This is a genomic window from Pseudomonas alloputida, from assembly GCF_021283545.2.
Lineage (GTDB): Bacteria > Pseudomonadota > Gammaproteobacteria > Pseudomonadales > Pseudomonadaceae > Aquipseudomonas > Aquipseudomonas alloputida.
This window is the reverse complement of record NZ_CP128540.1, coordinates 4,894,605-4,912,378: the sequence shown is the minus strand read 5'-3', so window position 1 is coordinate 4,912,378 and position 17,774 is coordinate 4,894,605. Positions and strand designations below refer to the sequence as shown.

General features: G+C 62.2%; 16 protein-coding genes. 10 read left to right on the top strand and 6 right to left on the bottom strand.

Features of this window, described 5'->3' with window-relative positions:
* Positions 1-159 precede the first annotated feature (159 nt).
* The 5 genes from LU682_RS22760 to LU682_RS22740 all read left to right on the top strand — a co-directional run bounded on the left by LU682_RS22760 (position 160) and on the right by LU682_RS22740 (position 3,724).
* The gene (locus LU682_RS22760) at positions 160-1,275 is read left to right on the top strand and encodes a glycoside hydrolase family 5 protein (RefSeq protein WP_079732500.1); all 1,116 of its coding nucleotides are present in this window, start codon (positions 160-162) and stop codon (positions 1,273-1,275) included.
* Between the two features lie 62 nt (positions 1,276-1,337).
* Positions 1,338-1,742, top strand: coding sequence for a MarR family winged helix-turn-helix transcriptional regulator (locus LU682_RS22755; protein ID WP_010952736.1), 405 nt, complete (start codon positions 1,338-1,340; stop codon positions 1,740-1,742).
* Between the two features lie 62 nt (positions 1,743-1,804).
* The gene (locus tag LU682_RS22750) at positions 1,805-3,007 is read left to right on the top strand and encodes an MFS transporter (protein WP_060495340.1); all 1,203 of its coding nucleotides are present in this window, start codon (positions 1,805-1,807) and stop codon (positions 3,005-3,007) included.
* On the top strand, positions 3,004-3,126 hold the full coding sequence (locus LU682_RS22745) for a hypothetical protein (protein WP_010952738.1): 123 nt from the start codon (positions 3,004-3,006) through the stop codon (positions 3,124-3,126). The genes LU682_RS22750 and LU682_RS22745 overlap by 4 nt, the downstream gene beginning before the upstream one ends.
* 46 nt (positions 3,127-3,172) lie before the next feature.
* Entirely contained in the window at positions 3,173-3,724 is a 552-nt protein-coding gene (locus LU682_RS22740) for a glutathione peroxidase (RefSeq protein WP_049587226.1), read from the top strand.
* A gap of 135 nt (positions 3,725-3,859) precedes the next feature.
* Here LU682_RS22740 and LU682_RS22735 read toward each other — a convergent pair whose 3' ends face one another.
* On the bottom strand, positions 3,860-4,120 hold the full coding sequence (locus tag LU682_RS22735; protein ID WP_049587228.1) for a DUF2798 domain-containing protein: 261 nt from the start codon (positions 4,118-4,120) through the stop codon (positions 3,860-3,862).
* Positions 4,121-4,234: 114 nt separating this feature from the next.
* On the opposite strand from LU682_RS22735, the gene LU682_RS22730 reads away from it, so the two are divergent.
* Positions 4,235-5,164, top strand: a complete 930-nt coding sequence (locus tag LU682_RS22730) for a LysR family transcriptional regulator (RefSeq protein WP_010952741.1) — start codon at positions 4,235-4,237, stop codon at positions 5,162-5,164.
* Between the two features lie 41 nt (positions 5,165-5,205).
* On the opposite strand, the gene LU682_RS22725 is transcribed toward LU682_RS22730, so the two are convergent.
* From LU682_RS22725 to LU682_RS22715, 3 genes are all read right to left on the bottom strand, one after another.
* Positions 5,206-6,471 carry an OmpP1/FadL family transporter gene (locus tag LU682_RS22725; RefSeq protein ID WP_010952742.1) on the bottom strand — a complete coding sequence of 422 codons (1,266 nt, stop codon included), beginning with the start codon at positions 6,469-6,471 and terminating at the stop codon, positions 5,206-5,208.
* 147 nt (positions 6,472-6,618) lie between these two features.
* Positions 6,619-7,101, bottom strand: a complete 483-nt coding sequence (locus LU682_RS22720; RefSeq protein ID WP_003252489.1) for a hypothetical protein — start codon at positions 7,099-7,101, stop codon at positions 6,619-6,621.
* A gap of 249 nt (positions 7,102-7,350) precedes the next feature.
* A complete protein-coding gene (locus LU682_RS22715; protein WP_010952743.1) occupies positions 7,351-7,575 on the bottom strand; it encodes a hypothetical protein in 225 nt (74 codons plus the stop codon).
* Between the two features lie 950 nt (positions 7,576-8,525).
* On the opposite strand from LU682_RS22715, the gene LU682_RS22710 reads away from it, so the two are divergent.
* Entirely contained in the window at positions 8,526-8,945 is a 420-nt protein-coding gene (locus tag LU682_RS22710) for a tetratricopeptide repeat protein (RefSeq protein WP_049587229.1), read from the top strand.
* Positions 8,946-9,355: 410 nt separating this feature from the next.
* A complete protein-coding gene (locus tag LU682_RS22705; protein WP_162490567.1) occupies positions 9,356-10,729 on the top strand; it encodes a DNA recombination protein RmuC in 1,374 nt (457 codons plus the stop codon).
* Here LU682_RS22705 and LU682_RS22700 read toward each other — a convergent pair.
* Positions 10,701-14,180 (bottom strand): hybrid sensor histidine kinase/response regulator, encoded by a 3,480-nt coding sequence (locus LU682_RS22700; protein ID WP_010952747.1) that lies wholly within the window; start codon positions 14,178-14,180, stop codon positions 10,701-10,703. The two genes, LU682_RS22705 and LU682_RS22700, sit on opposite strands and share 29 nt — an antisense overlap.
* Before the next feature lie 126 nt (positions 14,181-14,306).
* Entirely contained in the window at positions 14,307-15,485 is a 1,179-nt protein-coding gene (locus LU682_RS22695; protein WP_010952748.1) for an MFS transporter, read from the bottom strand.
* Positions 15,486-15,666: 181 nt separating this feature from the next.
* Here LU682_RS22695 and LU682_RS22690 point away from each other — a divergent pair, with 181 nt between their 5' ends.
* Both LU682_RS22690 and LU682_RS22685 read left to right on the top strand, forming a co-directional pair.
* Positions 15,667-16,398 carry a GntR family transcriptional regulator gene (locus LU682_RS22690; protein WP_020189988.1) on the top strand — a complete coding sequence of 244 codons (732 nt, stop codon included), beginning with the start codon at positions 15,667-15,669 and terminating at the stop codon, positions 16,396-16,398.
* A gap of 94 nt (positions 16,399-16,492) precedes the next feature.
* Positions 16,493-17,767: an MFS transporter gene (locus LU682_RS22685; RefSeq protein ID WP_010952750.1), complete on the top strand. Its 1,275-nt coding sequence runs from the start codon at positions 16,493-16,495 to the stop codon at positions 17,765-17,767.
* Positions 17,768-17,774 lie beyond the last annotated feature (7 nt).

Below are 17,774 nucleotides of genomic sequence, written 5' to 3'. Positions count from 1 at the left end.
GGGGCCAGTAACTTCCAGAAACGGTCCGGTAGCGCCTGCCTCTTGCTTGTCGGCGTATCCTCAGCCTCCCCCCAGCAACCAGGTAGGCTTCCCGTGCGTCACTGGATCTTTGCCAGTCTATTGGTCCTGTCCACCCTCCCAGCCACTGCTGCAGATCTCATGGCGTTCTGGGACACCCCACGCCACGGCGGCAACAGCTTCAACCGGCTGCCACCCGATCAAGCCTACTTCGATGCCCTGAGGGGGTACGGCGCCACATGGGTGCGGCTGTCGTACGACAAATGGCATCCGGTGAAACGTGATTTCCTCCTTGGCAGCGCCGATACCTATGAAGGCCTGTCCGACGCCGACCTGGCGGTGCTGCGTGCCACCCTCGACCGGGCGCACCAGGCGGGGCTCAAGGTGGTCATCGCGCCACTCTCGCTACCGGGTATGCGCTGGTCGCAAAACAACCAGGGCCAGTTCGATGATCGCCTGTGGCAAGACAAACGCTACTGGTCCCAGGCTGCGGCGTTCTGGCGAGATATGGCGCGCGAACTGAAAAGTCATCCGGCCATCGCGGCCTACAACCTGATCAATGAGCCAGCACCGGAGAAACAGGGTGGCCTGGCTGAACATGCCGAACTCGGGCAGATGCAGCAGTGGTATGCGCAAGCGCAGGGCGGTGCGCGCGATCTGCCCTTGCTGTACCGGCAACTGATAGCGGCCATCCGCGAAGAAGACGCTGATACGCCGATCATGGTCGATGCCGGCTGGTATGCAGGCGCAGACGCGTTCGGCTACTGGCCGGCGCCGCTGGAAGACCCGCGAGTGCTGTACAGCGTGCACATGTATGAGCCCTATGCCGCAACCAGTGCGCCGAACATGGCGCGCAAACAGCCCATCGCCTATCCAGGCCCCGTATCTTTTGCCGGGCAGACACAGCTGTGGGATGGGCGGCGAGTTGAAGGCTACTTGCGCCAGCCGCTGGCATGGGCCGAGGCCATGGGGCTGCCGCTTTCTCGTCTGGTGGTGGGCGAGTTTGGCTGCATGCGCAGGCTGCCGGGTTGTCGGCAGTACCTTGAAGATGTACTCGTCGTGCTGGATCGCAACCGGTTGCACTGGGCATTCTATAGCTTCCGTGAAGACAACTGGGATGGCATGGACTACGAACTGGGCACGGCGAAGGTGCCGTGGCGCTACTGGCAAGCGGTCGAGCAGGGCGCGCCGGACCCCTTGGCGCGCAAGGCGACGGTTGAGTTCGAGCCGATCCGCAGGCGCTTGAACCCGGACTGACGCTTCTCAATCTTTCGTGAAACTTCTTGCAACACTCCGTACGCGGGTATATACACGTATCCATGCTGACCAGTGAATGCATCTGTACCCACCTGCGTCGCGCCGCCCGCGGCGTGAGCCGGCATTACGACGAAGCCCTTGCCGGCTTCGGGGTCAATGTCGCCCAGTTTTCCCTGCTGCGGCACCTGCAGCGGCTCGACCGACCCAGCATCACAACCCTGGCCGAAGCCATGGGGCTCGAGCGCAGTACCCTGGGCCGCAACCTGCGTGTGCTGGAGGCGGATGGGCTGGTAGCACTGGGCGAGGGCGACGACCAGCGTAACCGCGTGGTGCTGTTGACCGCGGCGGGTAAGCAACTTTTGCACGTTGCCCACCCGGCCTGGGAGCAGGCCCAGAAAGAGCTGGTTGAACGGCTCGGGGTGGGGCAGCGGGATGAACTGGTGCGACTGCTGGAACAACTGGCCTGATTTGATACGACTATAAGCGGGTATATACCCGCAAACCTTGCGATGTGCTGGAGATAACGACAATGACTTCGGTGTGGCGAACCAGCGGATGGGTGTTGGTGGGGGCGGCCTTGATACTGGCGCTGTCTCTGGGCGTACGGCACGGCTTTGGCCTGTTTCTGGAGCCGATGAGTACTGATTTTGGCTGGGGGCGTGGGGTGTTTGCCTTCGCCATTGCCCTGCAGAACCTGATCTGGGGCCTGGCGCAGCCGTTCGCTGGCGCCTTGGCCGACCGGCTTGGCGCAGCGCGGGTGGTCATCATCGGCGGTATTCTCTATGCCGTCGGCTTGATCTTGATGGGCTTGGCTGATTCGCCCTGGTCGTTGTCGCTGAGTGCGGGCTTGCTGATCGGCATCGGCCTGTCCGGCACGTCGTTCTCGGTCATCCTCGGTGTGGTCGGGCGTGCAGTGCCGGCCGAAAAGCGCAGCATGGCCATGGGGATCGCCAGCGCCGCCGGGTCGTTCGGCCAGTTCGCCATGTTGCCGGGCACCCAAGGCCTGATTCAGTGGCTGGGCTGGTCGGCAGCGTTGCTGGTACTGGGCCTTTTGGTGGCGTTCATCGTGCCTTTCGTCTGTCTGCTGCGCGATCGCCCGTTACCCAGTCACGGTGCCGAGCAGACCCTGGGCCAGGCGCTGCGCGAGGCGTGCACGCACTCCGGCTTCTGGTTGCTGGCACTGGGCTTTTTTGTCTGTGGCTTCCAGGTCGTATTCATTGGCGTTCACCTGCCGGCCTACCTGGTTGACCAGCATCTGGCTGCGGCCACCGGTACGACAGTGCTGGCGCTGGTCGGCCTGTTCAACATCGTCGGTACCTTCACCGCTGGCTGGTTGGGCGGGCGCATGTCCAAGCCGCGCCTGCTGACCGGGTTGTACCTGCTGCGTGCGGTGGTGATCGTGCTGTTCCTGTGGGCGCCGGTGAGCGAGTTCAGTGCTTACCTGTTCGGTATTGCCATGGGCCTACTGTGGTTGTCCACGGTACCGCTGACCAATGGGACCGTGGCCACCGTGTTCGGGGTGCGCAACCTGTCCATGCTCGGCGGTATCGTGTTCCTGTTCCATCAGTTGGGCGCGTTCCTGGGGGGCTGGCTGGGTGGGGTGGTGTATGACCGCACCGGTAGCTACGACCTGGTCTGGCAGATTTCCATCCTGCTCAGCTTGCTGGCCGCTGCCCTTAACTGGCCGGTGCGCGAACGTCCGGTTTCACGCCTTCAGGCCCAGGCTGTATGAACCGCTACCTGATACGCGGCCTGTTGGCTATTGCCGCTCTGTTGCTGCTGGCACTGGTGTGGTGGGGCTGGCATCAGGGTGGGATGGCGCTGATGCAACTGGGCATGAGTGTGTGTTAGGCGCTACCCTGCAAGCTCAAGGATTGTCATGCGGGAGAAACGAGTCATGCGTGCACATTGGTTGACGGTGCCGGTGCTGGCCCTGCTTGCCAGTACATCGAGCTGGGCTGCAGATTGCCCTGCGTTGTTGCAGGGCAGCCTGCCGGAGTTGCGCGGTAAGGGGCAGGTCGACCTCTGCGAGCGCTTTGCCGGCAAGCCGCTCGTGGTGGTGAACACTGCCAGTTATTGCGGTTTTGCCCCGCAGTTCGAGGGGCTTGAGGCGACCTACAAGGAGTATCACGAGCAAGGCCTGGAAATGCTCGGCGTGCCGTCCAATGACTTCAAGCAGGAAGACGCCGACAGTGAGAAGACTGCCAAGGTTTGCTATGCCAACTACGGTGTCACCTTCACCATGACCAAGACACAGGCGGTGCGGGGCAAGGATGCGATACCGCTGTTTGCGGAGCTGGCCAGCCAAAGCAGTGCGCCGAAGTGGAATTTCTACAAGTATGTTGTCGATCGCAAGGGCAAGGTGATCGGTAACTTCTCCAGCCTGACCAAACCGGATGATCCCGCGTTCCGCGCTGCTATCGAAAAGGCCATTGCCTCACAGCCGTGACCAGGCTGCGCTTGCTGCGGCGTTGCTTTAAAGCGCGAGGCAGTTCAGGCGACGCAGATTGCGACTTCAGGAGGCCGTTCTCCTGAAGTTGCGGGATCAAGATCAAGCACAGGAAGTGGCTGGCTGCGGGGCACTTCACCGTGCATGCACGGTAATAGCCACCAACCGCACCACCACCGGCCGGACCACCAGCACACACACAAATGCCACCGGCATCGCCAACTGATAGGCCTTGAGCACATTGCCCAGATACTCAGGGGTAAACCCGGCATTGGCCGCCGTGATCACGAAGCACATCAACAGCGCCATGATTGACGACATGTAGAACGCGAAAACGTAGGGAGTAGCGACCGGGTGCAATTTACGTCGACCGCGCGACCGGGACAGATTGCTCATGCGAACTCCTGAGAGCTGAGTGGAAGCGCAGATTAGCAACCTGCGCGCCTACAGCTGTAGACCGGCAGCATTGAGTTCTTTATAAAGAAATTCTTACGAATCCAAGCGCTCACCATGGACCTGCTCAACGCCATTCGCTGCTTCATCAAGGTGGTCGAGGCCGGTAGCATCGCTGCTGGTGCCCGTATTCTCGGCCTCAGTCCGGCAGCCGTCAGCCAGAACCTGGCGCGGCTGGAAGGCCACCTGCAAGTACGCCTGCTCAGCCGAACCACACGCAGCATGGCCCTGACGCCATCTGGCGCCCAGTATTACGAGCGTGTAAAGCATATCGAGCGTGATCTGGCCCTGGCCGAACAGGCAGTGACAACACCCGACAGCGAGCCTCAGGGGCGGCTGTGCATCGCCTCGACCTCTGCCTTTGGGCGCCATGTGCTGGCGCCGTTGATACCTGCTTTCAGTGCCCGCTACCCTTTACTTTCGATAGAGTTGGTAACGACTGATCGTCGGGTTAACCATGCCCGTGAAGACGTTGACGTGAGCCTGCGCATTGCCCCGCAGCTCGAAGACCAGCTGCTGGCCCGGCGCATCGCCCGCATCCCGTTCATTTGTTGTGCCTCACCCGGTTACCTGCAGAGCGCTGGCGTACCTGCCACGCCCGAGGCCTTGCGCGGGCACCGTTGCCTGGTGTTTCGCTATCCGGTGGATGGCCGCTTCTTGCGCTGGGGCTTCATGCGGGACGGCCTGCGCTTCGAAGCGGAATTCGGCACTGTATTGATCAGCGACGATATCGATGCCCTGACCCAGATGGCCTTGCACGATGGTGGCATCACCCGTCTGGCCGAGTTCATCGTGCGGCCGCACCTGGCCTCGGGGGCCTTGGTGCCGCTGTTCGAATACTGCGACAGCAGCCAGGCTTACGCCCAGACCGAGCCCATGGACATCTACCTGTGCCTGGCCGATCGCTTTGCCATGACCACCAAGGTGCGCGCTTTCATGGACTACCTGCGCGAATGCCTGGGCGACAGCTGGCAAGTGCAGGCATGAAAAAACCGCCACGAAGGCGGTTTTCATGTAACGCACAGGAATCAGAAGCGGTAGGTGAGGGATGCACCGATACCGTGAGCGCTGTTCTCGTACTTGGCCTGGTAGCTGCCTTTGGTTGCGCTGACCTGATTGACCTTGGTGTCTTCCTCCCACAGGTAGGAGTACGCGACGTCGATGGTCATGTCGTCGTTCGGGCTCCAGCCGGCCCCGAGGCTGAAAATCCGGCGGTCGCCAGTCGGGATGCGCGGCGAGCGGTCGTGGTTGTTGGTTGGCGACTGGTCGACGGTGAAGCCGGTACGCAGTACCCACTCCTTGTTGACCTTGTACGATGCACCAATGGCGTGAGCCCAGGTGTCATGCCAGTTCTGCTCTTCGGTGATGGTCTGGAACGCCGAACCTGCCAGTGGCGCCGGGACATCGTTTTGCACGGTGATGTTTTCCAGGCGGCTCCAGCGCGTCCAGGTGCTGCCTGCGTACAGGGTCCACTGGTCATCCAGCTCATGGGTAACCGAAAGGTCGACGGATTCTGGCGTCTTGATCTTCAGGCTGGCGTCAAACTTGTTGCCGTTGAATGGCCCGATCAGCGGGGTGCTGACACGGGTCTTGCCCTCGAGCTCGTAGTCGACCATCGAGTGGTAGGTGAGGCCTACGCGGGTGCGGTCGGTGGCCTGTACCAGGATGCCGATGTTGTAGCCAACGGCTGTATCGTCGCCCTTGATCTTCACTTCGCCGTCGTTGCGGCCCGGGGTGAACGGGTTGATCAGGCTAGAGCCCAGTTCGCCTTCGATGCGGTTGATGGTTGGGCCAAAACCGATCGAGACCTTGTCGTTGAAGGCATAGCTGACAGTCGGCTGGAAGGTGACAACCTGTACGTGGCTCTTCTTGCCCCAGTAACGCGCGGCATCATCGCTGCCATAGTCGGTTACCAGGCCGAACGGTACGTAGATACCGAAACCGACGCTCCAGTGGTCATCGATCGGTTTTACGTAGTAACCCATGGGTACGCCAACGACAGGCACCATGTCACCATCGGTTTCCCCCCCGAGGTTGCTGCCTGGGCCCGATATGTCGGTTTTGGCGATGACGGCAGCGCCGCCCACGGTGAATTGTTCGCGCTTGAGGCGGGACATGCCGGCCGGGTTGCCGAATACGGTACTGGCATCTTCGGCAGAGGAAGAACGTCCCGCGAAACCTGTCCCCATGCTGCTGATGCTCTGTTCGTTGAGCGCGAAGCCGCTGGCGAACAGTTGGCTGGAAGCAAGCGCAACGGCTACGCCGAGGGAGGTTTTGAGCATTACTTTTTTCATTATTAGAAAACTCCTTGGGATCTCCGGGGCGAAAAGCTACCAACAAATCACGCGCTGCGCTATAGGCTCAATCGCAGGAGTTAGAGCGGTTTTGTAGGACAATCCGACCAAAATTCCATTTTTTCCGGTTTGCTTGTAGGACGCGTCTCAAGATGCCTGTGGCAATTTCTGATCTATGCAGGCATGCCAGGCATGGGTGAAGTCGCGCAGACGACCCTGGGGGTTGAAAATCTGTCGCCAGATACGCGCCAGTGCCAGCAGATCGTCCGCCGCAGGCAATGGGGTGGCCTGCTCTTCGATGAGCATCCAGGCAATGGCAGTGGAATAGCGCAGGTTGACGGTGAGCTCCAGGTGCGGGCCACCAAGGAAGGCGTGCTGGCTGGCCAGGCCGCGGACCAGGCTGGCGAGGTCGGGGTCACGGGCCAGGTATTCGTCCCAGAGTGCCTGGTGACGATGTTCGCCGATGCGGTAGAGGCCGTGCCCGCGTCGGTCGTGCAGGGCTGAGCCGAGTGCTGACTGGCTGGCGGCGATACCCAGTAGCAAGGCTTCGGCGCTGGCGCAGTGACGGTTCAGGTAGACCAGGGTGGGTCGGATCACATACTGACACAATTCATTCGCCGCAATACCCATGATGCCCTCGAGCAGGTAAGGGCCGGACGGGCGCTGGAGCTTGGCAGCTGGTGAATGATCAGGCCCGCCGGGAGCGGAAAGCACCGCTCGAGTTGAAGTGTAGTGTGATAATCGTGGTGTAAAGAGCTGTTTTTAAATCGATTACTGCCTGATGCTCTGGGCTATATGCCCTAAGGCAATTACGCCAAAGGCGTTCAGGCAGTCTTGCGATTGGATGATTCAGCGCTTGAATACCCCGGTATTCGCCGGTCACGCGGTGAGCGACTGACGCGTCCGGGCGATCACCGCCTGCAGCGGTTCATGGCGGCTGTACTGCTCGTGGTACAGGCGTTCGGTGTGGCAGGCAACGCCGTGTTCGTCTACCAAGGTAAAGCTGAAGCTGCCCTTGCGTGGGGCAACGATAAGGCACTTCAACGGCGAGAAGGCCTGGGAGAGGGTGCCAATGGCAGCCTGAATCTGATGATGAGTTTGCATATTGTTGGAGGTTCCTGCTTTAAACACGGGGGTTATGATCCGTGCATGATAGAAACGTTCCAGTGACGCCTTTATTAAGGGACGAACGAACCTGACTGGAACAGGGCAGCCAGAGGGGGCGCAATCAAATGTAGGCGCTTGGGCTGACTGGTAGGTACTTCGGAAGGCAGGCAGCACGCCGGGGCCAAGGTTCTAGGCCGTCGAGGTGGGATCCTGATCAATCTGTCATGTGATTCGTGCTTGCGCAGCGTAAGGCTGGCGAGGGAATCATTGAATGGGCCGGTCCTTGTTTCAGCAGGGACGCTCTTGGGGGGAGCGAGCCTGCAAGGACGCTTGCGGCCAGAATTGACTTTCAGCTTGGTACTAACGAGGGGCACCTTACCGGAAGCGAAGATGTTTGGCAAGCACTACGTTTGTTCAGGTGAGCCGCGCAGTATGGCGCGAATTTTCGCTGCTGGGAAGAGGGGGCAAATGGCCCAAATGCCGTCCGATGTGCCCTTTTCGTGCACCCAAATGGAGGTTTATGGTGCACTTGTTCACATTCGGGGCAGCGCTTGTAACGGCTTGGCAACACCACCCAGCAGCCTCGCCAATGCCTTGACTGCGTGGTTAAGTCAATGAAAAAAAACACTATTTTTAGCTGGTGAAAAAATCGTCAGTTTGACCAAAGCCCCCATTTCACGGGGGTTTGAGGGGTATGAGAGGGGGTTGTCCACCGAGTTATCCACAGGAACTGTGGATTGTCCCGAGCGCTTGCTCTAGCACGGGCGTGCCAGCAATGGGATGGACTGTCCGACAATCGCCATGCTCCAACAGACCGGTTGGTCGTCCACCTGAAAACGTCAAGAAAAGATCATTGAATTTTTTTTCAATCCTTCAGAAATCGACAGGCCAGGGCGAAAAAAAAAGAGTAGAGTGGCGCGCCTTTCGAGTTACCAAACCTGTTGCTCATGAAGTTTCGCGGTAAACACCTTTCCAGCCCCGCTGCATCGACAGCTGCACCTCCCGCCAAACGCTTTTCCCTGAAAGTGGCCCTGTGGTTGCTCGACAGTCCGCGCCTGGGCGACAACCCTCAGGTCAAGCACCTGGCCGGGCGCTTGTTGAAGCAGCCGGCGCGCCAAGGTGTGGTTGTGGCGCAGAGCCGCCTGGGGCAGATGCTGTGCCGAGATTGTGGCAACGCCCGTGACCGGCGTATAGGCCATGAGCTGCTGCGTCAGGCTGCCCGCGCAGGGGATCGGCGGGCGCAGCTGGAGTACGCCCGGCTGTGTCAGCACAACGAGCCGGAGCAGGCGCGCTATTGGCTTGAGCTTGCGGCAGGGCAGGGGTCGCAGGAAGCGCGGCGCTTGTTGCGACAGTGGTTTTCTGTCTGAGCTTTTTTGCCTGCACGGGCCCTTTCGCGAGCAATCACCGATGTGTGTCCACCGCCGTGGTAGGCGCGGGTTTACCCGCGAATACGGTGGCGGCGGCAACGGTGAATGGCGGGTGGAGATTGGCCAGCAGGCCCGGCCTCTTCGCGGGTGAACCCGCTCCTACGGGCGACCGTGCAGGCATTACCTTTGCCTTCAGGCTTGCGCAGCGGGCAGGCCCACGATGAGGCCGATGCAGGCAACACGCCAGTCAGGCTGATAAGCTGCACTCAATTTGCATCAGAGCGTTCGGGGTAAGCATGACAGTGGATCTGGCCAGCATTCTGCTGGGCTTGGTGGCAGGCGCAATACCCTGCCTGGTGTGGGTCATGCAGGTGCAGCGCCGCCAGGGCGCACGGCAAGCTGAGCAGGCCTTGCTCGAAGAACGCCTCAATGCAGCCCAACTGGCCCAGGCTGGCCTGCAGGCGCAACTGGACGCCAGTCGCGACGAGGTCAGCGACCTCAGTGAGGCCAACGCCGTCAAGCAGGCCCAGTTGGCCGCCCAAAGCCGTGAGCTGGAGCTGCTGCAGATCGATCGCGACAACGCCCGTGATGCCGCCCACGCCTGGAGCCTTGAGCGCGCCAATCGCGAAGCCGAACTGCGTCGCCTGGAGGCGCAAACCGCGCGCCTGGACGCAGAGCTGCGTGAACAGCAGGAAAGCCACCAGCAACGCCTGGAAGACCTGCAGGAGGCCCGTGACACCTTGCGCGCCCAGTTCGCCGACATGGCCACCAAGATTTTCGACGAACGCGAGCAGCGCTTCGCCCAGACCAGCCAGCAGCACCTTGGCCAGTTGCTCGACCCGCTCAAGGAGCGCATCCAGGCCTTCGAAAAACGCGTGGAGGAAAGCTACCAGCAAGAGGCCCGCGAGCGCTTCTCGCTGGGCAAGGAGCTGGAGCGCCTGCAACAGCTCAACCTGCGCCTGTCCGACGAAGCCACCAACCTTACCCAGGCCTTGAAGGGCCAGAAAACCCAGGGTAACTGGGGTGAGCTTATCCTCGAACGTGTGCTGGAACATGCCGGCCTGGAAAAGGGCCGCGAATACCAGACCCAGGTCAGCCTGAAAAGCGCCGATGGTGAGCGTTTCCAGCCGGATGTGCTGATCATGCTGCCCGGCGACAAGCAGGTGGTGGTGGACGCCAAGGTCAGCCTCACGGCGTACCAGCAGTTCGTTGCCGGCAACGACGAAGTTGCGCTCAAGCAGCATGTGCAGTCGCTGCGCAGCCACGTCAAAGGCCTGTCGAGCAAGGACTACAGCCGCCTCGAAGGCCTGCACAGCCTGGACTTCGTGTTGTTGTTCGTGCCCATCGAGGCGGCCTTTTCGGCGGCCCTGCAGGCCGAGCCGAACCTGTTCCAGGAGGCCTTCGACCGGCAGATCGTGATTGTCAGCCCTACCACGTTGCTGGCCACCTTGCGGGTTATCGACAGCCTGTGGAAGCAGGAGCGTCAAGGGCAGAACGCCCGCGAAATTGCCGAGCGGGCCGGCTGGCTCTACGACAAGTTCGTGCTGTTCATCCAGGACCTGGACGAACTGGGCAGCCGCTTGCAGCAGGTGGACAAGGCTTATGCGGCAGCGCGCAACAAGCTGTGCGAAGGGCGTGGCAACCTGGTTAGCCGTAGCGAGCAGCTTAAGCTGCTGGGCGCCCGTGCCAGCAAGAGCTTGCCGGCAGACCTGCTGGAGCGGGCGCTGTCCGATGAGGCGCTGCCCGAGGTAGCGGTTACTGAGCCAGGCTCAGATGGCGATTGAGCAGGGCGCGCAAGGCCGCAGGCTTGACCGGTTTGGCCAGGTAGTCCAGCCCTGATGCATGTACCAGGGCGATGGTTTCCTTGCTGCCGTCGGCGCTGATCACTACACCGGGTACCGGCTCACCCAGCCGTGCTCGAAGCCAGCCCATCAGCCCGGTGCCGGTCTCGCCGTCGTCCAGGTGGTAGTCCACCAATGCCAGGTGCGGGCGCATGCCTTTGGCCAGCAGGGCTTCGCATTCGGCCTGGTTGCGCGCGGTCCATACCTGGCAACCCCAGCGGCTCAGCAGGCTGTTCATGCCGATCAGGATGCTGTCTTCGTTGTCCACGCATAGCACTTGCAGCCCGGCCAGTGGCTGGCCGCCCTGTTGTTCCACGGGCGTGCTTGGCGCCGCGGCGGCCTGGCGTGCAATCGGTACGCTGACGCGGAACACCGTGCCCTTGCCTGGCCATGAGCGCACTTCCAGCGGATGCCCCAGCACCCGACACAGACCGTCTGCAATGGCCAGGCCCAAGCCTAGCCCCTTCTCGGCACGGGTCTGGTGGCTGTCCAGGCGCTTGAACTCCTGAAAGATCACTTGCAGCTTGTCGTCAGCAATGCCCGGGCCACGGTCCCAGACCTCCAGCCACAGGCGCTCGCCCTGTCGGCGCGCGCCCAGCAGGATCGGGCTCTTGCCGTAGCGCAGGGCATTGGTGAGGAAGTTCTGCAGCACCCGGCGTAGCAGTTTCATGTCGCTGTCCACCCGCAGGCGGCTGCCGCGCAGGCGGAACTCCAGGCCTTTCTCGGCCGCCAGCAGCTTGAACTCGGCGCCCAGGGTGTCGAACAGTTCGTTGAGGGCGAAGGGTTTGGCATCCGGGGTGATCTTGCCGTTTTCCAGGCGCGAGATGTCCAACAGGTCGCTGATCAGCTCTTCAGCCGAGCGCAGCGAGCTGTCCATGTGCTGTACCAACTGCCGGGCCTCTTCGTTCATGCCCTCGGCCTGTTGCGACAAGGCGGCAGAGAAAAGCCGTGCGGCGTTCAACGGTTGCATCAGGTCATGGCTGACGGCGGCCAGGAAGCGGGTCTTGGAGTTGCTCACCGCTTCGGCCTGGCTCTTGGCTTCGGACAGCGCCTGGTTCAACTGCGACAGTTCGTGGGTGCGCTCCGCCACGCGTTGCTCAAGGCGTTCGTTGGCATCGCGCAGGGCCTGCTCGGCCTCGCGGAACGGGGTGATGTCGGTGAAGCTCATGACAAAGCCACCGCCCGGCATCGGGTTGCCGATCAGCTCGATCACCCGGCCATTGGGGAACAGCCGCTCGGAGGAGTGCGCGCGGCCCTGGCGCATCCAGTGCAGCCGCCGCGCCACATGCACCTGTGCCTCGCCGGGGCCGCACAGGCCGCGCTCGGCGTTGTAGCGGATGATGTCGGCAATCGGTCGCCCAACGCTGATCAGTCCGTCCGGGTAGTTGAACAGTTCCAGGTAGCGGCGGTTCCAGGCCACCAGGTGCAGGTTCTGGTCGACCACGCTGATGCCTTGGTTGATGTTCTCGATGGCGCCTTGCAGCAGGGCGCGGTTGAACTGCAGCACCTCACTGGCTTCGTCAGCGATGCGCACCACGTCTTCCAGTTGCATGTCGCGGCCTTCGATGGCCGCCTTGACCACCGCGCGGGTCGACGAGGTACCGAGCACCCCGGCCAGCAGGCGCTCGGTGTGCTCGATCCAGTCGCCATCGGCGTTCTGGTTAGGGTTGAAACCCTTGCCCTGGCGGTAGGCAAAGCGGATGAAGCTCTGCCGTGCGCGCTCTTCCCCGACAAAGCGCGAGGCCAGGGTCAGCAGGTCGTCGATCTGCACCGCCAGCAGCGGCTTGCTGCTGGGCCGCGCGCTGGTCTGCTGGCCAATGAACCGGCCGGCCTGCCAGTGCTCGGAAACCCGCGTGCGCGACAGCACCGAAACCCAGGCGAACAGGGTGAAGTTGCCCGCCAGTGACAGCACCACACCTTGGGTCAGTGGACTGATCGGCAGGTTCAGCGGGTTGCCGTGCAGCCACGCCAGGCCAGGGAACAACTGCAACGACCAGCCCAGGCTGTGCGCGGCAATCGGCAGCACCAAGGTGTAGAACCACAGGAAAATGCCAGCGGCCAGGCCGGCGAACACACCGCGACGGTTGGCCTGCTTCCAGTACAGCGCGCCAAGCATGGCTGGGGTGAGCTGGGTCACAGCGGCAAAGGCAATCTGGCCGATGGTCGCCAGGCTGGCGGTGGAACCCAGCAGGCGGTAGCTGACATAGGCCAGCAGCAGGATCACCACGATGGTTACCCGGCGTACCGAAAGCATCCAGTGGCGGAACGCTTCGAAAGGCCGCTCGGCGTTGTTGCGGCGCAGCAGCCAGGGCAGCAGCATGTCGTTGGACACCATGGTCGACAACGCCACGGCCTCGACGATCACCATGCCGGTAGCCGCCGAGGCACCGCCGATGAACGCCAGCAGGGCAAGGCTCGGGTGCGCCTCGGCCAGGGGCAGGCTGATGACGAACGAGTCGGAGATCACCGTGCCGGGCAGCAGCATCTGCCCGGCCAGGGCAATCGGCACCACGAACAGCGCGGCCAGTGCCAGGTACATCGGGAATACCCAGCGCGCCAGGCGCAAGTCCTGCGGTTCGATGTTCTCCACCACGGTAACGTGGAACTGTCGGGGCAGGCAGATGATTGCCATCATCGCCACGGCGGTTTGCACCACCATGGAAGGCCAATTGATGGTTTCTTTCCAATAGTCCTGCAAGTGGATCGACTGGCGGGCCTGGCTGAACAGGTCGTCGAAACCGTCAAACAGGTTGAAAACGATGAAGATGCCCACGGCAAGGAACGCCAGCAACTTGATCAGCGATTCGAAGGCGATCGCCAGGACCATGCCGCGGTGGTGCTCGGTCACATCCAGGCTGCGGGTACCGAAGACGATGGCGAACAGCGCCAGTACCAGCGATATCACCAGCGCGGTGTCCTGCACGCGGGTGCCGGTGGCGTCGGCGTTGGCGCCGATCAGCAGGTTCACGCCCAGTACGATGCCCTTGAGCTGCAAGGCGATGTACGGCAGCACACCGACCAGGCAGATCAGTGCCACCACCACTGCCAGGGTCTGCGACTTGCCGTAGCGCGCGGCAATGAAGTCGGCGATCGAGGTGATGTTCTGCTGCTTGCTGATCAGCACCATCTTCTGCAGCACCCAAGGGGCGAAGATCAGCAGCAGTACCGGGCCCAGGTAGATGGGCAGGAACGCCCAAAGCTGTTCGGCGGCCTGGCCGACCGCGCCGAAGAAGGTCCAGCTGGTGCAGTACACGGCCAGCGACAGGCTGTACACCCAGGCACGCAGCTTTGGCGGCAATGGCGTGCTGCGGCGGTCGCCATAGAAGGCGATGGCGAACATGATGGCCATATAGGCCAGGGCGACCACGGCGATCAGCCCGCTGGACAACGACATGAAGACTCCGAAGCAAAAAGGTAACGCGGTCCCGATCAATCAGTCTGGCACGCAAGTGCCGCTTCGTCAGCGCAGACGATGGTTGTAGGAGCGGGTTCACCCGCGAATGGGCCGGAACAGGCAACATCAACCCCTTCGGGTACCCAACCAATAGAACACCCCTGCCAGTATCACCGACAACACCAGCAGGTAGAAGACTGCCCCCGGCCACAGGTGTACCAGTGCAAAACCCACCATCACCGGGCCCAGCGCCGCCCCCAGGTTGGACAGGTTCTGCGCGCCGTAATACACCCCGCGCAAGTGCTCCGGTGCGATCAGGTCGATAAACATGTACTCGGCCGGGATCACGATGATTTCGCCCAGCGTGAACACCAGCATCGCCAGGCACCAGGCCAGTACCGAGCCTGCCAGCGCAAAACCCAGCAAGCCGGCGATGAACAGGCCCATGCCGGCCAACAGCCACGGCATCAGGCGCTGGCGGCTGATACGCCGGCCAATCAGGTACTGCAAGGCAATGACCGTCACGGCGTTGGTGGTGACCAGATAGCCGATCAGCCGTGCCGCTTCGGCCGGGTTGCTGGTGACCACCAGGTACTGGGACAGGTAGGCGGTGAACTGGCCGAACACCACCGCGCTCAGCACCCCTCCCACGGTAAAGCACACCAGCCGACGATCCCGCGCCAGCCCCAGCGCCACTTGGCCGAAGCCGGCCGCAGGTTTGTCCGGCGCGCTGGCCTGCAGGCTGCGATCACCCAGGCGCCAATAAGCCAGGCACATGGCCAGGCCAAGCAGCGCAGAGGCGAGGAACGGCACATGGTCGTTCAGTTCAAGCATGGCCACGCCCAGCAACGGGCCGGCGGCGTAGCCGACGTTGCTGAGGGTGTACTTGATGGCGAATACCTCGGCCCGCTCATCCACCGGCAGTAACGCGCAGAAGCCTGCCTTGGCGGCGATGTCGACCACTGCCAGGGCCAGGTTGATCAACACCAGACAAAAGAAGAACGGCAGTGCCGAACGGCTGGCGACCGCGCCGACGAAGGCCAGGGCGAACAGCAGGGTACTGGCGCTGACCAGCGTGTGGTTGCTCAAGGTGTCGACCAGATGACCACCGTACAGACTCAATAGCGAGGCAACGATCAGCGCGCCACCGATCAGCAGGCCGATCTGGCTGATCGGCAGCTGGAAATTGTCAGCCAGGTAAACCACCAGGTAGGGCAGGGTGAGGGCGCGGGCGACGGTAAGCGTGAAGGTGGTGGTGAGCAGCAGGCGAACGGTGTGCGGGTAGCGTTTTATGGCGGCGAGCATTGCCACGTCCTTGTTGTGCGGGTTTGCCGAGCACAAGCATAAGCCACATGCGGTCCTCCCGACACAAGGCTGTTTCGCCTACCAAAGGGCGACAGGCGGAGGATTGACAGCCTGTCAGGCTCAGGGAATACTCTCGAAAAATTCATATATATGTTTATATAACAAGACGAGAGCGAGACCCATGCACCCATTGACCGGTGATGCTCGACTGCCCCGCTACCAACAACTGCGCGATCACATGGTTGCGCAAATTGCCAACAACCGCTGGCGCCCGGGGGAAGCGATCCCGACCGAGGCAGCCTTGGCCACCGAGTTCGACCTGTCGATCGGTACCGTGCGCAAGGCCGTCGATGTCCTGGTGGCCGAAGGCGTGCTGGAGCGCCAGCAGGGCCGCGGCACCTTCATTCGCCGCCCACAGTTCCAGTCGTCGCTGTTCCGCTTCTTCCGTTTCGAGGCCGCCAATGGCGAGCGCATAGTGCCGGAAAGCCGCATTCTCTCCATCGAGTCGCTGCCGGCGCCTTCCGCGGTGGCCGAGGCATTGGGCCTGGCAGGGGAGGCAGAAGTGATCCGCATCATTCGCACACGTCTGCTCGGCGCCCAGCCGGTGCTGGCCGAAGAAATCTGGCTGCCGCGCCAAACCTTCCAGCCGCTGCTGGACGTGGATCTGAACAGCGAGGGCCCGCTGCTGTACCCGATCTACGAAGCGCTGTGCGGTCAGGTGGTCGCCTACGCCGAAGAAACCCTGACCGCCGAAGCGGTCGACGCGGTGCATGGCCGCTTGCTGCAACTGCCGGCCGACAGCCCGGTGGTCGTGATCGAGCGCCTGGCCCGCGATTACGCCGGCAAACCTCTGGAATGGCGCCGCTCGCGCGGCCATGCGCAGCACTTCCGCTACCGCATCGACATTCGTTAAACCGGTCGCTTCACCCTTCACCTGTCTGCGCCGTGCTGCCACGGCGCAGTGGCTTCGCCTGCCCGTCACACCCACGACTAGAAGGATAACAATCATGTTCAGCTGGTATCGCGAGATCACCTCACGGGAACGCAAGACATTCTGGGCCTGTTTCGGCGGCTGGTCGCTCGATGCGCTGGAAGTGCAGATGTTCGGCCTGGCCATCCCCGCGCTGATCGCCGCGTTCTCCCTGACCAAGGGCGATGCCGGCCTGATCAGTGGCCTGACCCTGGTGACCTCGGCAATCGGCGGCTGGCTGGGTGGCACACTGTCCGACCGCTATGGTCGCGTGCGTACCCTGCAATGGATGATTCTCTGGTTTTCGTTCTTCACCTTTCTTTCGGCGTTCGTCACCGGCTTCTACCCGTTGCTGTTCGTCAAGGCCATGCAAGGCTTTGGCATCGGTGGCGAATGGGCAGCCGGCGCTGTGCTGATGGCCGAAACCATCAACCCGAAGTATCGCGGCAAGGTCATGGGTACAGTGCAGAGTGCCTGGGCTGTGGGGTGGGGCCTGGCGGTGGCATTGTTTATGCTGATCTACTCGCTGGTGCCGCAGGAGTTTGCCTGGCGGGTGATGTTCTTCGTCGGTCTGCTGCCATCGCTGCTGATCATTTGGGTACGCCGCAACGTGCCTGAGCCGGACAGCTTCCAGCGCCTGCAGAAAGAAAAAGCCATCCCTTCCAGCTTCTTGCAGTCGATGGCTGGCATCTTCCGCCCTGAACTGCTGCGTGTGACCCTGCTGGGCGGCTTGCTCGGCCTGGGTGCCCACGGTGGCTACCACGCGGTGATGACCTGGTTGCCGACCTTCCTCAAGACAGAGCGCAACCTTTCGGTGCTGAACTCGGGCGGTTACCTGGCGGTGATCATCCTGGCCTTCTGGTGCGGCTGCGTGGTCAGCGGCCTGCTGATCGACCGTATTGGCAGGCGCAAGAACATCCTGCTGTTCGCCCTGTGCTGTGTACTGACCGTGCAGGCCTACGTGTTCTTCCCGCTGACCAATACGCAGATGCTGTTCCTCGGCTTCCCGCTGGGCTTTTTCGCCGCCGGCATCCCGGCCAGCCTGGGTGCGTTTTTCAATGAGCTGTACCCGGCTGACGTGCGCGGCGCCGGGGTGGGCTTTTGCTACAACTTCGGTCGCGTGCTGTCGGCCGTGTTCCCGTTCCTGGTCGGGCACATGAGCGAGTCGATGTCGCTGGGCAGTGCCATCGGCATCGATGCCGGCATCGCCTATGGCGTTGCGGTGATTGCAGCCCTGTGCCTGCCCGAAACCCGTGGCCGCAACCTTGAATCTGCACCTGCGCCGGAAACGGCCGGTGCCGTCGCCAAGTAACCTGAAC

Bases quoted from the DNA above. Each gene is read 5' to 3' on its own strand.
- LU682_RS22740 (WP_049587226.1), top strand. From the start codon at position 3,173: ATGCGTGCACATTGGTTGACGGTGCCGGTGCTGGCCCTGCTTGCCAGT.
- LU682_RS22750 (WP_060495340.1), top strand. From the start codon at position 1,805: ATGACTTCGGTGTGGCGAACCAGCGGATGGGTGTTGGTGGGGGCGGCC.
- LU682_RS22730 (WP_010952741.1), top strand. From the start codon at position 4,235: ATGGACCTGCTCAACGCCATTCGCTGCTTCATCAAGGTGGTCGAGGCC.
- LU682_RS22725 (WP_010952742.1), bottom strand. From the start codon at position 6,471: ATGAAAAAAGTAATGCTCAAAACCTCCCTCGGCGTAGCCGTTGCGCTT.
- LU682_RS22720 (WP_003252489.1), bottom strand. From the start codon at position 7,101: ATGGGTATTGCGGCGAATGAATTGTGTCAGTATGTGATCCGACCCACC.
- LU682_RS22735 (WP_049587228.1), bottom strand. From the start codon at position 4,120: ATGAGCAATCTGTCCCGGTCGCGCGGTCGACGTAAATTGCACCCGGTC.
- LU682_RS22690 (WP_020189988.1), top strand. From the start codon at position 15,667: ATGCACCCATTGACCGGTGATGCTCGACTGCCCCGCTACCAACAACTG.
- LU682_RS22760 (WP_079732500.1), top strand. From the start codon at position 160: ATGGCGTTCTGGGACACCCCACGCCACGGCGGCAACAGCTTCAACCGG.
- LU682_RS22695 (WP_010952748.1), bottom strand. From the start codon at position 15,485: ATGCTCGCCGCCATAAAACGCTACCCGCACACCGTTCGCCTGCTGCTC.
- LU682_RS22710 (WP_049587229.1), top strand. From the start codon at position 8,526: ATGAAGTTTCGCGGTAAACACCTTTCCAGCCCCGCTGCATCGACAGCT.
- LU682_RS22700 (WP_010952747.1), bottom strand. From the start codon at position 14,180: ATGTCGTTGTCCAGCGGGCTGATCGCCGTGGTCGCCCTGGCCTATATG.
- LU682_RS22755 (WP_010952736.1), top strand. From the start codon at position 1,338: ATGCTGACCAGTGAATGCATCTGTACCCACCTGCGTCGCGCCGCCCGC.
- LU682_RS22715 (WP_010952743.1), bottom strand. From the start codon at position 7,575: ATGCAAACTCATCATCAGATTCAGGCTGCCATTGGCACCCTCTCCCAG.
- LU682_RS22745 (WP_010952738.1), top strand. From the start codon at position 3,004: ATGAACCGCTACCTGATACGCGGCCTGTTGGCTATTGCCGCTCTGTTG.
- LU682_RS22685 (WP_010952750.1), top strand. From the start codon at position 16,493: ATGTTCAGCTGGTATCGCGAGATCACCTCACGGGAACGCAAGACATTC.